Here is a 13,382-nt window from a genome sequence, read left to right as displayed (position 1 = left end):
GCCCGGCTCATTTTGACCGCACCCGCCCGTACGTATAAAGTAGTTCCTTGTGGATTCTGGCCGGCAACGGACTGATGAAGCCCGCCTCCTTAGCTCAGTTGGTAGAGCGTCTCACTCGTAATGAGAAGGTCGCCAGTTCGATTCTGGCAGGAGGCTCCACAGCAAGAGCAAAGCCCCCGGCGCCATCGCGCCGGGGGCTTTTTTCGTCCCGGCAGCAGTCCGCACAGTCCCTGCCGGCCCCGGATGCGGTCTTGCGGTAATCCTGCGAAAAAATTCGGATGTCCTTGAGCCCGAGTTGAGGGTTTCCGGTGCCGCCGCACCTAATCTCAGTGGAGGAGCCAGACCGGCAGCAAACCGCCGGAGAATCGAGGAGACACGCATGGAAACCGCGCCGTTGGGCCACACCGCCCGCCGCTATACGCAGGTCCAGCGGGATAACTACCAGGCTCCCATCTGCGCCGAATGCAACCGCCGCATGGTGCCGAACTGGCTCGAGGACCGCGGCCGCTGGATTATCCGCAGCTTCCAATACCCCGGCGTCCGCTGCAGCGCGCATGAACGCCGCGTGCTTCCCGAGTATTTCGGACTCACCCCTCATAACCCGTCCCCCGGCCTGAGTGTACGGCGGGACTCTGCAACGTCTGCCCGGCGGGGTTCCGCCGGCAGCCGGTTCCCGTGGCTGGGTGCCAAACGCGCACAGCGAGGTATCTCCTAGCCGCCGGTCCCTTGATATGCCCGGCCGTCCCCGGGCAGTTGACCGGAAGCCCCCGATGTTCTCCCCAAGGAACAACGGGGGTTTCTGTTTTTGACGCTAAGAAAACAACGACGCCCCGGGGATACCGCGGGGCGTCGTTTTCGGAAGATCTGCTCTGGGTTACTGGCTTTCGGGCGGCGCGATACGGCCGGCCAGCAGCGCCTTGATGCGCTCTTCGGCGTCCGGGAGTGCCTCTGCGGAAGCCACGTTGGCTTCTTCCACGGCACGGACTACCTCGTGACGCTGGATCTTGACCCCGCGCGGCGCGTCGATGCCGATGCGTACGCCGTCACCGCGTGAATCCAGGACGGTAATGACAATGTCATCCCCAATCAGGATCTGCTCTCCGGACCTGCGTGTTAGCACCAGCATCCGCCCACTCTATCGCAACCGGAGAGCCCTGCCGGGAAGCTGCGGGCGGGCCGCGGCACCACGGGTGCGCGGGCGGGCAGCTACAGCACCGGTGAGGGTGAAGGTTCGCCGTCGAGCCAGCCGATCGGCAGGTTCAGCGCGTTCACTGACTGAGGTGTTCCGGTGGTGTCGATGCCTTCTACCGCCGCGCCGTCCACCGGGACGGCGTTGCGCACCGCCCCCACCCAGGCGGCAGTATCCTCCGGCTTGCGGCCGGCGTCCACGGCTACCCACACCTGGTCTGCAGCCAGTGCTGCGATCAGGGTGGCGTGCCGGCCCATTTCGGTGCCGGACCGGCCCAGCCCGTAGGCAAGATAGATGCTGTGCCCGGCCATCACGCCGGCGGCACGGGCCGTGGCCACAGCCCGGCGGTCTGCCGCCCGGCCCACACCCTCGGTCTCCAGCGCACCGGCAACCCTGACCGCGGCAGCACCGCTGCCCGCGAGTTCGGCCATGGACCGGCAGACTTCCAGCGGCTCATCCCCCAGCCCCACCACCATGACCAGATCACCGGCGTTGCCGAGCGGGGCGGGTGCCTGCGGGATGGCGCGGCGTTCCGGCTCCAGGCCCTGGTTGATCCTGCCCTGGTTCAGCGGCGGCGGATACAGCCGGGCGGCGTCCGCCTTCGCCACCCCCGGCGCAGCCGGTGCCGGGGCCGCCTGGGCGGCGGGTGTGCCGGTGCTGGCGGAGATGTTGTCGATCAACTCAGCGAACGCGAAGGACCCGGTGGAGACCGCCGGAGCGGCGGGTCCGGCCGGCGCGGCAGGCGCAGCGGGATGCAGCGTGGACTCCGCCCGTTCGGCTTCTTCAAGCAGTGCCGAAATGCCGGCCCGTGCCGCGGAGGCACGGCTGGGCAGGTCCGGTTCCACCGGAGCGCGGCGGCGGCCGCTGGGCGGCAGTTCCACCGTCACTTCATAGTGATGCCGGGACAGGAAGCCGCCTATCCCGCCTACCGTCACTTTTTCGGCAGCGATAATCCTTGCGCGCGGGCCGTGTTCGGCCAGCACCTTGGCCTTCAGCGCGTCCAGCGACGGCCCTTCAAGCTGAAATCGTCTCGGTTCCACGTACCACCCCTACAGTCTCGATATTGACATTACCTGCAGTGGCTTCCTGATAGGACAGGACAGGCAGTCCGCCGGCCTGGGACGTCACCAGCCGCCGGATGGCCGGGCGCAGGGCGGGTGCGCAGACCAGTACGGCATTGTAGCCGGCATTCTCCGCTCCCGCGACGGCGGTTTTCAGCGAGCCGAGCACCGCATCGATCCGTGCCGGGTCCAGCAGGATCTGGCTGCCCTGGTCCGAGGGACGCAGCGCCTCGAGCATGGACTGCTCCAGTGCCGGGTCGATCATGATCACGCGCAGGACGCCATCGGCAACGTACTGGGCGGCCAGGGCCGGTCCCAGGGCGGTCCGGGCTGTCTCAATCAGGCCCTCGGGATCGGGTGAGACCTTGGCCCGCAGCAGCAGCGACTCGTAGATGCGCGGCAGGTCATTGATGGGGATCTGCTCGGCCAGCAGTCCCTGCAGGACCCGCTGCACCTCGGCCAGCGAAAGCACGTTGGGTACCAGTTCCTCCACCGCGGAGGGGTTGACCTGTTTAACGCCTTCGGTCAGCACCCGTACGTCTTCACGGGTGAGCAGCCGTGCGGCGTTGGCGGTGATGACGGCGGACAGATGCGTCACCAGCACCGAAACCCGGTCAATCACCGTGGCGCCGGACATCTCTGCGGCATGCTGCATTTCCGCCGGTACCCATTTCCCGGCCAGGCCAAACACCGGTTCAACGGTGACGGTTCCGGGCAGCCCCTCCAGGGCGTCGCCCAGAGCCAGGATCCGGCCCGCCGGCGCCTCGCCGCGCCCGGCCTCCACACCGGCAATCCGGATGACATAGGTGGACAGCGGAAGGTCCACGCTGTCCCGGGTGCGGACCGGCGGCACCACAATGCCCAGGTCCATGGCGATCTTGCGGCGCAGCGCCCGGACGCGGGCCAGCAGGTCATCGGATCCGCCGGTGACAATATCCACCAGGTCCGGGGCAAGCATGATTTCCAGGGCATGCACCCGCATCTGCTCAATCAGGTCCTCGGTGGTTTCCGAGGTGGCAGGTGCGTCCAGGGCGGCCTGCGCCGCGTCCTTCTCCGCCTGCTCGGTTCCCTCACGGACCTTGATCCGCTGGGCCACCAGGATCAGCAGTGCGCCGATGACGATGAACGGGATCTTTGGCATCCCCGGAATCAGCGCCATCACGATGGCGGCGCCGCCGGCAATCATCAGCGCGTTGCGGGACTGCCCCAGCTGCGCGCCTGCAGTGGAACCCATGTCCGCTTCGGCGTTGGAGCGGGTGACGATCATACCGGTGGAGACAGCCATCAGCAGGGCGGGGATCTGGGTGACCAGGCCGTCGCCGATGGTCAGCAGGCTGTAGGTATTCACCGCTTCCCCGGCGGACATACCGCGCTGGAGCATACCGATGGCAATGCCGCCGATGACGTTGATGATGATAATGATCAGTCCGGCAATGGCATCGCCCTTCACGAACTTCGAGGCGCCGTCCATGGCACCGTAGAAGTCAGCTTCGGCAGAGACCTCCGCGCGGCGTTCCCGTGCCTGGGTATCGGTAATCAGTCCGGCGTTCAGGTCCGCGTCAATGGCCATCTGCTTGCCCGGCATGGCGTCAAGGGTGAACCGCGCCCCGACTTCCGCCACGCGCTCGGCGCCCTTGGTGACCACCACGAACTGGATGACCACCAGGATCAGGAAGATCACCGCGCCGATGACCAGGGAGCCGCCCACGGCAACGTGGCCGAACGCCTCGATCACCTGCCCGGCGTACCCCTCCCCCAGCACCAGCCGGGTGGAGGCCACGTTCAGGCCCAGCCGGAACAGGGTGGCGACCAGCAGCAGGGACGGGAAGACCGAGAAGTCCAGCGGCTTGCGGACAAACATGGTGGTCAGCAGGATCACCAGGGCCAGCAGGATGTTGATGATAATCAGGATGTCCAGCAGCCCGGCGGGCACAGGCACCACCAGCAGCAGGATAATGCCAACGACACCCACCGGGACGGCGAGTTTCAGGAGGTTGCGGTTGCGGTTCATGACGCGGCCTTACGGTGTTGTGGGGTGGTCACTGGTTCGGGCGGGGCTGCCGCCATGGTGTGCATCCCGTACGCGGCGCCGCGCCGCTTCAGGGACATCACGAACGCCAGCACGCGGGCCACGGCGTTGTAGAGTTCCACGGGGATTTCGGCATTGAGTTCACAGGCGCTGTGTAGTGCGCGGGCCAGGGGAATGTCCTGGACCATGGGAACGCGCTGCTTTTCGGCTTCCTCGCGGATGCGTGCGGCAATGTTGTCCGCACCCTTGGCCACGACCCGGGGCGCCGATTTGCCCGGCTCGTATTTGAGGGCGACCGCCACGTGCGTGGGGTTAACCAGCACGACGTCGGCATCCGCCACGGCGGCGATCATCCGGTTCCGGCTCATCGCCAGCTGACGGGAACGCCGCTGCGATTTGATCAGCGGATCACCTTCGGAGTTCTTGTTTTCATCCTTGACTTCCTTTTTGGTCATCCGGGTTTTCTTCCGGTTGCGCTTCATCACCACAAAAATGTCCGCCGCAGCCAGCACCAGGCCGGCGGCTACGGCTGTCTGCAGCAGCAGGGCGGTGCCGCCGCCCGCCGCTTCCAGCACCGCAGCAACCGGCAGGCCGCCGGCAGACATCAGGACCGGCATCAGCTGCTGGATTACGGCGTAGAGCACCAGTCCCACAACGGCGGTTTTCAGCAGTGATTTCACACCGTTCCACAGGGCCTGCGTGCCAAAGACACGTTTGAGCCCCTTGACCAGGTCAAACTGCTCGAACTTGCCCTTGAATTTCTTCACGTGGATACCGCCCTGCACCGCAGCGGTCAGCAGCACAACGGCGGCCACCACCCCCAGCATCGGCCCCAGGATGTAGCCCATGGCGCCCAGCCCCTCGGTCATGATGGCCAGGGCCAGTTCCGGGTCCGGGTTGGCGGTAATGGTGGATACGCCGTCGAGCATTTCCCCGCCGGCAGAGGAGCCGCGGGAAATGGTCAGCGGCATCATCATCGCCGTGGCGCCCACCCCCACCCAGGCGGTGAGGTCATCGGAGCGGGAGAGCTGGCCCTTGGAACGGACATCCTTCATCCGTTTTTGGGTGGCCTGCTCTGTCCGTTCCCCTGAGTCCGGTTCCGGCATCTACTCCACCCCCGTCACGGCGCGCACAATGGTGGAGACCAGCGAGGAGACAATCCGGGGCAGGGCCAGGAACACCATCGAGGCAAGGGTCAGCGTCAGTAAAATCTTGAGCGGGAAGCCGAGGGCGAAGGCGTTCAGCGCCGGGGCGACGCGGGTGAGCAGGCCCAGCCCGGCGTCGGCCAGGAACAGGACCACCAGCAGCGGGCCGGCAATCTGCACCGCGGCCAGGAACATCTGCGAAACGGCGGTGACCATTGCTGCCGCCGGTTCGCTCAGGTCCACTCCCCCGGTCAGCGGCAGCGCGGTGAAGCTGCGCAGCAGACCGCCGATGATGAGCTGGTAGCCGTCCGAAGCGAAGAGCAGTGCCAGGGCGGTGATCTGGAAGACGCGGGTGAACTGGGCGCCGTTGACCATGGACTGCGGATCGAAGGCCTGGGCCAGCTGGAAGCCGCCGAACGTATCGATCAGGTTGCCGGCGGACTGGACCGCGGAAAAGACCACCAGCACCAGGAAGCCAAGCAGCGCCCCGACCAGCAGTTCCAGCACCAGGGCCATAAAAAACGCGCCGGTGCCCAGTGCGCTGTAGCCCTGGCTGACCTGCGGCGCCACCGCGAGGGCAAGGCCGAGGCCGAGCATGGCCTTCACCCGGGCGGGAAAGGCGTTGTAGGAAAACGGCGGGGCGATCACCAGGAAGGCGACCATCCGTACCGACGCCAGCAGGAACGCCTCGATCCAGTTCTGGTCAAGGGTGATATTCACTTAGCTGCCGCCGAGCAGGGACGGAATCCTGGCGAACATTTCGTGGGTGAAGGACACTATTTCCGAAATCATCCAGTGCCCGCACACCAGCAGGGCGATTCCCACGGCCACGGCCTTGGGCACAAAGGAAAGCGTCACTTCCTGGATCTGGGTAATGGACTGCAGCAGCGAAATGGCGAAACCCACCACCAGTGCCGTGATCAGCACCGGCGCCGAGAGTTTCGCGGCAACCCACAGCCCCTGCAGGGCGATGTCCAGGACGGCATTCGTATCCATCAGGTGCCGCCCTGATAACTGTTGATCAGCGAGGTAATGATCAGGCCCCAGCCGTCCACCAGGACAAACAGGAGGATCTTGAAGGGAAGCGAGATCATCACGGGCGGAAGCATCATCATGCCCATGGACATCAGGGCCGCGGCCACCACCAGGTCAATGACCAGGAAGGGAATGAAAATGACGAAGCCGATAATGAACGCCGCACGCAGTTCCGAGATCATAAAGGCCGGTATCAGCGTGGTCAGCGGCACCGACTCCGGGTTCTCCGGGTTCTCCTGTCCCGCAGCCCGGGTCATCAGCGCAATGTCCTCTTCCCGGGTGTGGGCGAGCATAAACTGCTGCAGCGGTCCGGAGCCGGTGTCCAGGGCGGAGTCGAAGTTGATCTCGCCGTTGAGGTAGGGCTGCACCGCGATGGAGTTAATCTCGCTGATCACCGGCGCCATGATGAACAGGGAAAGGAACAGGGCCAGCCCGGCGAGCACCTGGTTCGGCGGGATGGAGGGCAGCGAGAGCGCGTTGCGCGTCATCGCCAGCACCACGAAGATCTTGGTGAAGGAGCTGAGCATCAGCAGCAGTGACGGCGCCACGGAGAGCAGCGTGATGCCGATCAGCGTGGTGACGGCCGTGGAGGGTCCGCCGTCCTGGCCGTTGATGTCGATGCTGAGTCCGCCGTCGTTCGGTTCGGCGGGGGCTGTCGGGTCCTCCGGCGCCACCGGGGGCGCGGGGTCCAGGGTATTGGCGTGACCGGCGGCGGCCCCGAGCAGGAGCAGGGCGGCGACGGCGAAGAGCAGTGCCGCGGCAATGGTCAGGGCGCGCAGGAGCGGAGCCGTGCGCGCTGTGGCGGCGGTGCTCACCCTTTGCGTCCGCGGCTGCGCAGGACGGCGCCTGTCTGGCGCCAGGTATCCGGCGAGAGGATGGAACCGTTCAGCGGGGATTTTCCGGGAGTAACCCCGGGCAGCGCATGCGCGCCGCGGCCCGCGCGGCGGGTGGTGGCGGTGTGCCCGGCCGGCACGGGTGCGTAGGGATCACGGCTGATGCCGTCCGCGCCTGCGGCCTTCAGCGACGCCGCGAAACCGGCGTCGGGCGCGGCAGAGGTGTCCGGTGCGGGTTCAGGGGCATCCGCGGTGTGCAGCACGTTCACGGACCCTTCGGTCACGCCCAGGAGGAAACGCTGGCCGCCGGTTTCCAGCACCACCACGGAAGCCTTCGGCGTGATCGGCTGCCGGCTGATCACCCGGACTTCCGGCTGGCTGGCCGCCGAACCGTTGGTGCGGGCGAACCGGCGCTGGAGCCACCACAGCAGCCCGAGCACGGCGCCGAGGGAAACCAGGACACGGAGTCCCAGAAAGAGGGTTTCCACTAATTGAGCCCCTCAACCACGTCCAGGATCTTGGTAATGCGCACCGCATAGTCCTGGTCAATGACCACTACCTCGCCGTTGGCGATGAGGCGTCCGTTCAAAAGAATGTCGGCGGGTGCTCCGGCGGAGCGGTCCAGTTCCACCACGCGGCCGGGTTCCAGGTTCAGGACGTCGCGGACCGACATCCGGGTGTGGCCGATTTCCACGGTCAAGGCCATCTCAATGTTGTTGATGCGCCCCATTTTGCCCACGATCGAGCTGTCCGGAGTGGCTCCGGCGGCACTGCTGTCCCGCAGGCGGATGGCGAACCAGCCGGCGGTGCCCTCGGGTGCGCGCAGCTCGAAGACGGCGGTGGCCGGGTCCGCGAACAGTGCGGCGGCGTCTTCGGTGCGGGCCTCGCCCAGGACACCGACGCCCAGCGTGGCGCTGGCGGCTTCCAGGGAAGGGCGCAGCACGTCCGCCGCGGAAACCAGCGGGGAGTCGGTACCGGCAACGTCGGCCAGCGGTGAGGAGCTGTCCAGGATCAGGGCCAGGTCCGCGGACTCGGAACCGACGAAGGAGGCGGTGACGGCAGCAGCGGTGTGCGCCGCCGGCACCCCGGCACCGGTGTGCGGGATCGGCTCCAGGACAATGGGGGTGGGCAGGCCGCGCACCAGGGCGGAAACGGCGTCGGCGTGCAGGCTGTGGGGGCTGGTCATAAGGTTAGTTCTCCTCGATGCTGACGATGCTGCCGGCCAGCCGGGAGCCGCTGGCTCCGACGGCTGCCTGGGCCAGGGTCTGACCGTCTACGGTCACGTTCAACGGGCGGTGGCGCGGGTGTCCAACGTTCAGGACGTCCCCCACGGCAAGGTTTAGGACCATGGCGGGCTTCACCACGATGGGTTCGAGCTGCAGGCACACCTTGACGGGCACGTGCGCCATCTGCAGCTGGACAAGTTCGGCGGGGGTGGCGGTGCTGGTTTGTGCGCCCAGCGGATCCAGCTGCGGAAGCAGGGCCGCTGCCGGAATGGCCACGGTGGCCGGGGCGGTGGTTTCGCCCACCGCCATGTCGAAGGTCGCCACGATCATGGGGTCACCGGATGCCGCCGCCTGGGCGAACTGGGAGTTGTACTGCACCGATGAAAGTGTCAGCGGGGCCGTCAGGAGGTGGCCGAGGGAATAGTGCAGGTCCTCAACGGCGTCGTCCATGATCTTGCCCAGGAGGGCCTGTTCAATGTGGGTGAACTTGCGGTCCGGCGCGGTCTGGAAGCCGGTGCCGCCGAGCATGTGTCCCACCCAGGACAGCGCTGCCGCCACCGGGAACTGGATGACGGCCTTGGCCGGAATGCTGCCCATGTTGAACAGCACCATGCCGGTGTTGTCCGGCAGGGACGCAGCGTATTCGTCATAGCTGAGGACCTGGACGTCCTCGGAGGTGACCTGCGAGAGCACACGCACCTTGGCAGTGAGCTGGGTGCCCCACTGCCGGGCGAAGGTATCGAAGGCCATTTCCAGCACCCGGGCATGCTCGCGGGCGAGGGTGGTGGGCCGGCTGAAGTCGTAGACCTCAACAGGCTTGGATTTGGAATGCGCAGCCTTTGCAGGCACGCCTAAGGAAGGTGATTCTTGGACCGTCACATTCCGCACTATCGGCAGCCGGGCCGGGCGCGTAAGCAGTGCTGCTAGGTGCCTGCCGTGGCATCGCGCTCGGCCACAATACCGGGAATCAGCGAGCGTACGTCCTCGCTCTGCCCGGACAGCACCACTATGTCCACCCGCCGGTTCTGGGCCAGCTCCGCCGCGGTCAGCCCGGGGGTCAGCGGACGCGATTCGCCGTAGCCCACGGCCTTGATGCGGTCCTGGACCACTCCACCCTGGGACACGAGGTAGCGCAGCACATTGACCGAGCGGGAGGATGAGAGCTCCCAATCCAGGGCATTGTCGGCAAACTGGCGCACCTGGGCGGTGTGCCCCTCAACGGAGACCTGGTAGGTGGTGGGTGCCAGGGCCGGCCCCACGGTATCCAGGACCCGCACGGCCTCGCCGGTCAGGTCCGCCAGGTCCGGGGCGAAGAACATTTCGGAGCTGACCAGGCGGATGGTCAGGCCGCGTTCATCCATCTCAAAGCGGACGGCGTCTTCCAGGCCCTTTTCCTGCAGGCCGGCATAGATAGCGTCCTGCAGCGCGGTCAGGTCATCGACTTCCTTGGCGGCCAGGGCCGCATCGGGTTCAATGACCTCCTCGCTGTCCACCTTGTCCGGAGGCACCACAATTCCGACGGCGGTGTCCACGGTGTTGGTCTCCTCGGCACCGAACCCGGTGGCCAGGGACTCCTTAAGCTGGGCGAACTTCTCCGCGTCCACGCTGGACATGGCGAACAGGACAATGAACATGCACATCAGCACGGTGACCATGTCCATGTAGGAGGCCATCCAGCGTTCGTCCGGGTGCTCGTCCTCCTCCACTTTGGGGCGGCGCCGTTTGCTGGCGCTCACGCGGCGTCCTGCACCTTATCGGCGCTGTCGCCCTTTTCTGCCTTCTCAGCCTTGGTGCCCAGGGCATGCGCGGGCACCATGGCCCGGAGCCGTTCGCCCAGAAGCCGCGGCTGGCTGCCTGCCTGCAGGGCGAGGACGCCTTCCATCAGCAGGGTCATTTCCTCTGCTTCCAGGTCCGCCAGGCGCTTGAGCCGGGCACTGATGGGCAGCCAGATGAAGTTTGCCGACAGCAGGCCCCAGAGGGTGGCCACAAAGGCAGTGGCAATCATGGGTCCCAAGTGGTCAGGGGTGGAGAGGTTCTCCAGCACGTGGGTCAGGGACACCACCGTGCCGATGATGCCGACGGTCGGCGCGTAGCCGCCCAGGCTGTTAAAGAATTTGACCGGGATCTTGTCGCTGGCGGTTTTGGTGGCCACTTCATCTTCGAGCAGCATCCGCAGTTCCTCACCGTCGGTGCCGTCGGCAATGTTCTGCAGTGCCGTGCGCAGGAACGGATCCTCCACCTCGGCGGCGTCCTGTTCGAGGGACAGCAGGCCTTCGCTGCGGGCCTTCTCGGCCAGCAGGACCACCCGGTCAATGGTCTCCTGCGGCTGCGGCGTTTTTCCCATAAACGCCCGCGGCACGGCCTTAAAGGAGATCAGGAAGTCCTTCAACGTTCCCCCGGCCAGGCCCACGGCAATGGTTGCGCCGAAGACCAGGATCATCGGGGCCGGCAGCAGCAGTGCGGAGACGTGGGCGCCTTCGAGGGTGATCATGGCATAGAGCGACCCGAAGGCCAGGACTAAGCCGATAATTGTTGCTGGATCCATTAGCTGTTCCTAGGGCGAAGGGGCACTGTCTTGCCGCCGGACGTACCGTCCCCGGCTGTTTTGTCACCGGTTTTGGCACCGGTTTTGACACCGGCCGGCTCCGCGGAGAAAACCTCCGGTACCAGGCCCAGACCGGGCCGTTCATAAATCTGCGGGGGAATGTCGCGGGCCATGGAAATCACCTGCGCCCGGTAAGCCGCAATGCGGTCAATGACCTCCTGCAGGCTTTCCGTCACGATGTATTTCGAACCGTCGACCATAACCAGCGTGGTATCCGGATTGACATGGATCCGCTCGATCAGGTCAGGGTTGATCGCAAACTGAGCATCATTGAGACGCGTAAGTACAATCATTGCCCCGTCCAGGTTCGGTTCCGCAGGACTCCGATAGGTCCTCACCCCTACTTTCGGCCGGAATGCCGCCGTCGTTAGGAAGACCCGGCAGCGGCACAGCGGGAACAACGACGCCGGGGCGCGCGCCGCGGGCGTCCGGCACGGGTTAAGCGCCAAACGGCCCCGCTGCACACCGTGCTGCGGAGCCGTTCGCCCTCAGGGGGCGGGATTAGCGCTTGAGGTTCGTGAGTTCCTGCAGCACTTCATCGGAGGTGGTGATGATGCGGGCGTTGGCCTGGAAACCGCGCTGGGCAACAATCAGGTTGGTGAATTCCTGCGAGAGGTCCACGTTGGACATCTCCAGCATGCCGGACCCGATTCCGCCGCTGCCGGCCTCGCCGGGGCCGGTGATGACGGCATTGCCGGAGTTCACCGTGGCGGTGTAGCCCGAGTTGCCGGCCTTCTCCAGACCCGCAGGGTTGGTGAAGGTGGCCAGAGCAATGCGGCCCAGGGCAATCTTGGACTCATTGGTGAAGGACCCAATCAGGGTGCCGTCCTTGGCAATGGAGAAGGATTCCAGGGTGCCGGCGCTGCGGCCGTTCTGGCCGGTGACCGAGGCGGTGCTGACACCGGCGTAGCTGGTCAGCGCCGCCAGGTCCACGGCCACGCCGTTCACTGTGAAGGTTTTGGGATTGCCGGTTGCCTGCACACCGTTTTCAAAGCCCAACCTGACATCGGTGGCACCGTCGGCCGACACCGTCCAACCTTCAGCTGCCCCGGCAGGTGTGCCTGCGGCGACCCGGGTGAAGGTCATGGTGACCACGGACACGTTGCCGTTGGCGTCGTAGACATTCATGTCCTTGACCACGGTGCCGCCCACCGCAGTTTCGGAAGGCAGGTTGCCGCCCATAGTCGCGGCGCTGGTGGCCGCGGCCGGAGAGATAGCGCCGTCGGGCAGGGTGATGTTGCCTACCGCGCCGCCCGTGTTGATGTTGCCGGCGGCATCCGCCGTCCAGCCCTGGACAATGCTGCCGTCGGTGGAGACCAGCCGGCCGGCGGCGTCGAGGTTGAACGCACCGGAGCGGGTGTAGGTGGTCTGCGCTCCCTGGCGGGTGATGAAGTAGCCGTCGCCGGAAATCATCAGGTCCTCAGCCCGTCCGGTGGACTGGGCCGAACCCTGGGTGAAGTTTGTGGTGATACCCGAGACGAGCACGCCGAGGCCCACCTGTGCCGGGTTGCCGCCGCCGTTGTTGGCGCCGGGAGCAGTGGCGCCCTGGGTCAGCTGAGAGAGGGTGTCCTGGAACTGGACGGCGGTGGCCTTGTAGCCGGTGGTGTTGACGTTGGCGATGTTGTTGCCGGTGACGTCGAGCATGGTCTGGTGTGAACGGAGTCCGGAGATGCCGGAGTAAAGGGAGCGAAGCATGGCTGGCGCCTTTCAGCTTGGGTGGTGCCGGGAGGTGGAGGGTTATGCAGTGGCTGGTGCGGGAACTGCTGCGGGGACCGGTGCGGTGTCTTCCGGAGTCCCTGGTGTGGCGTCCGGTGCTGTTGCCGGCGGTGCGGCGGCAGCTGTTGAGACGACGCCGGAGATGCTGTCCAGCTGGATGTCCACGCCGTCGACGTTGACGGTGGGAACACCGGCTGCGTAGGACACGGAACGGGCGATTCCGGTGACGGACTCCCCTGCTTCGTTGGTGTAGGTGACGCTCTGGCCAATCAGCGCTGCCGCGGCGATGCGCATCTGGAGGGAGAAGTTCTCTTCATCCATCTTGGCCATGGCGGTGAGCTGTTCCATGGATGCCAGCTGGGTGGTCTGGGCGATCATCTCGTTGGTGTCCATGGGCGAGCTGGGATCCTGGTTGCGCAGCTGGGTGACCAGCAGATGCATAAAGACCTCGCTGTCCAGGGTTTGTTTGGGCGCGCGGGTTGCTGCGGCGGTGTTTCCGCCGCCGATTGCCGCTATTGCGTCAACGGGCACAGTGGTCTCCTT

The 13,382-nt window shown here is 65.9% G+C and carries 16 protein-coding genes and 1 tRNA gene; 2 read left to right on the top strand and 15 right to left on the bottom strand.

The genetic code is table 11. From position 1 onward, the window contains the following. Window positions 1–83 precede the first annotated feature (83 nt). Window positions 84–159, top strand: a tRNA-Thr gene (locus tag QWJ37_RS16045). Window positions 160–379: 220 nt separating this feature from the next. Continuing rightward, window positions 380–715: a hypothetical protein gene (locus QWJ37_RS16040; protein WP_227905178.1), complete on the top strand. Its 336-nt coding sequence runs from the start codon at window positions 380–382 to the stop codon at window positions 713–715. A gap of 159 nt (window positions 716–874) precedes the next feature. Here QWJ37_RS16040 and csrA read toward each other — a convergent pair whose 3' ends face one another. The 15 genes from csrA to QWJ37_RS15965 all read right to left on the bottom strand — a co-directional run bounded on the left by csrA (window position 875) and on the right by QWJ37_RS15965 (window position 13,370). Further along, complete coding sequence (gene csrA / locus QWJ37_RS16035; protein WP_227905177.1) at window positions 875–1,126, bottom strand: carbon storage regulator CsrA; 252 nt, start codon at window positions 1,124–1,126, stop codon at window positions 875–877. Window positions 1,127–1,206: 80 nt separating this feature from the next. Beyond that, on the bottom strand, window positions 1,207–2,229 hold the full coding sequence (locus QWJ37_RS16030; RefSeq protein ID WP_290245926.1) for a hypothetical protein: 1,023 nt from the start codon (window positions 2,227–2,229) through the stop codon (window positions 1,207–1,209). Then, window positions 2,204–4,261: a flagellar biosynthesis protein FlhA gene (locus tag QWJ37_RS16025; RefSeq protein ID WP_290245925.1), complete on the bottom strand. Its 2,058-nt coding sequence runs from the start codon at window positions 4,259–4,261 to the stop codon at window positions 2,204–2,206. Before QWJ37_RS16025 ends, QWJ37_RS16030 begins: the two co-directional genes overlap by 26 nt. Continuing rightward, window positions 4,258–5,385, bottom strand: coding sequence for an EscU/YscU/HrcU family type III secretion system export apparatus switch protein (locus QWJ37_RS16020; RefSeq protein ID WP_227929414.1), 1,128 nt, complete (start codon window positions 5,383–5,385; stop codon window positions 4,258–4,260). Before QWJ37_RS16020 ends, QWJ37_RS16025 begins: the two co-directional genes overlap by 4 nt. Then, window positions 5,386–6,144, bottom strand: coding sequence for a flagellar biosynthetic protein FliR (locus QWJ37_RS16015; protein WP_227905170.1), 759 nt, complete (start codon window positions 6,142–6,144; stop codon window positions 5,386–5,388). Then, window positions 6,145–6,420: a flagellar biosynthesis protein FliQ gene (gene fliQ / locus QWJ37_RS16010; RefSeq protein ID WP_227905168.1), complete on the bottom strand. Its 276-nt coding sequence runs from the start codon at window positions 6,418–6,420 to the stop codon at window positions 6,145–6,147. Next, entirely contained in the window at window positions 6,420–7,274 is an 855-nt protein-coding gene (gene fliP, locus QWJ37_RS16005) for a flagellar type III secretion system pore protein FliP (RefSeq protein ID WP_290245924.1), read from the bottom strand. The genes fliQ and fliP overlap by 1 nt, the downstream gene beginning before the upstream one ends. Then, window positions 7,271–7,780, bottom strand: coding sequence for a flagellar biosynthetic protein FliO (gene fliO / locus QWJ37_RS16000; protein ID WP_290245923.1), 510 nt, complete (start codon window positions 7,778–7,780; stop codon window positions 7,271–7,273). The genes fliP and fliO overlap by 4 nt, the downstream gene beginning before the upstream one ends. After that, window positions 7,780–8,478, bottom strand: coding sequence for a flagellar motor switch protein FliN (gene fliN, locus QWJ37_RS15995; protein ID WP_290245922.1), 699 nt, complete (start codon window positions 8,476–8,478; stop codon window positions 7,780–7,782). Before fliN ends, fliO begins: the two co-directional genes overlap by 1 nt. 4 nt (window positions 8,479–8,482) lie before the next feature. Next, window positions 8,483–9,367 carry a flagellar motor switch protein FliM gene (locus tag QWJ37_RS15990; RefSeq protein ID WP_290245921.1) on the bottom strand — a complete coding sequence of 295 codons (885 nt, stop codon included), beginning with the start codon at window positions 9,365–9,367 and terminating at the stop codon, window positions 8,483–8,485. 74 nt (window positions 9,368–9,441) lie between these two features. Beyond that, on the bottom strand, window positions 9,442–10,254 hold the full coding sequence (locus QWJ37_RS15985) for a flagellar motor protein MotB (RefSeq protein ID WP_227929410.1): 813 nt from the start codon (window positions 10,252–10,254) through the stop codon (window positions 9,442–9,444). After that, entirely contained in the window at window positions 10,251–11,063 is an 813-nt protein-coding gene (locus QWJ37_RS15980) for a MotA/TolQ/ExbB proton channel family protein (RefSeq protein ID WP_227905154.1), read from the bottom strand. Before QWJ37_RS15980 ends, QWJ37_RS15985 begins: the two co-directional genes overlap by 4 nt. After that, window positions 11,063–11,416 carry a flagellar FlbD family protein gene (locus QWJ37_RS15975; RefSeq protein WP_290245920.1) on the bottom strand — a complete coding sequence of 118 codons (354 nt, stop codon included), beginning with the start codon at window positions 11,414–11,416 and terminating at the stop codon, window positions 11,063–11,065. Before QWJ37_RS15975 ends, QWJ37_RS15980 begins: the two co-directional genes overlap by 1 nt. Before the next feature lie 208 nt (window positions 11,417–11,624). Further along, entirely contained in the window at window positions 11,625–12,818 is a 1,194-nt protein-coding gene (locus tag QWJ37_RS15970) for a flagellar hook protein FlgE (protein ID WP_290245918.1), read from the bottom strand. Window positions 12,819–12,860: 42 nt separating this feature from the next. Continuing rightward, complete coding sequence (locus QWJ37_RS15965) at window positions 12,861–13,370, bottom strand: flagellar hook capping FlgD N-terminal domain-containing protein (protein WP_341482045.1); 510 nt, start codon at window positions 13,368–13,370, stop codon at window positions 12,861–12,863. Window positions 13,371–13,382: the final 12 nt, after the last annotated feature.

The organism is Arthrobacter sp. YD2, assembly GCF_030410475.1.
Classification (GTDB): domain Bacteria; phylum Actinomycetota; class Actinomycetes; order Actinomycetales; family Micrococcaceae; genus Arthrobacter_B; species Arthrobacter_B zhangbolii.
This window is presented reverse-complemented; position numbering and strand designations above follow the sequence as displayed.

Coding starts and splice junctions, on each gene's coding strand:
- QWJ37_RS16040 (WP_227905178.1), top strand. CDS start 380: ATGGAAACCGCGCCGTTGGGCCACACCGCCCGCCGCTATACGCAGGTC.
- csrA (WP_227905177.1), bottom strand. CDS start 1,126: ATGCTGGTGCTAACACGCAGGTCCGGAGAGCAGATCCTGATTGGGGAT.
- QWJ37_RS16025 (WP_290245925.1), bottom strand. CDS start 4,261: ATGAACCGCAACCGCAACCTCCTGAAACTCGCCGTCCCGGTGGGTGTC.
- QWJ37_RS16020 (WP_227929414.1), bottom strand. CDS start 5,385: ATGCCGGAACCGGACTCAGGGGAACGGACAGAGCAGGCCACCCAAAAA.
- fliQ (WP_227905168.1), bottom strand. CDS start 6,420: ATGGATACGAATGCCGTCCTGGACATCGCCCTGCAGGGGCTGTGGGTT.
- fliN (WP_290245922.1), bottom strand. CDS start 8,478: ATGACCAGCCCCCACAGCCTGCACGCCGACGCCGTTTCCGCCCTGGTG.
- QWJ37_RS15980 (WP_227905154.1), bottom strand. CDS start 11,063: ATGGATCCAGCAACAATTATCGGCTTAGTCCTGGCCTTCGGGTCGCTC.
- QWJ37_RS15975 (WP_290245920.1), bottom strand. CDS start 11,416: ATGATTGTACTTACGCGTCTCAATGATGCTCAGTTTGCGATCAACCCT.
- QWJ37_RS15970 (WP_290245918.1), bottom strand. CDS start 12,818: ATGCTTCGCTCCCTTTACTCCGGCATCTCCGGACTCCGTTCACACCAG.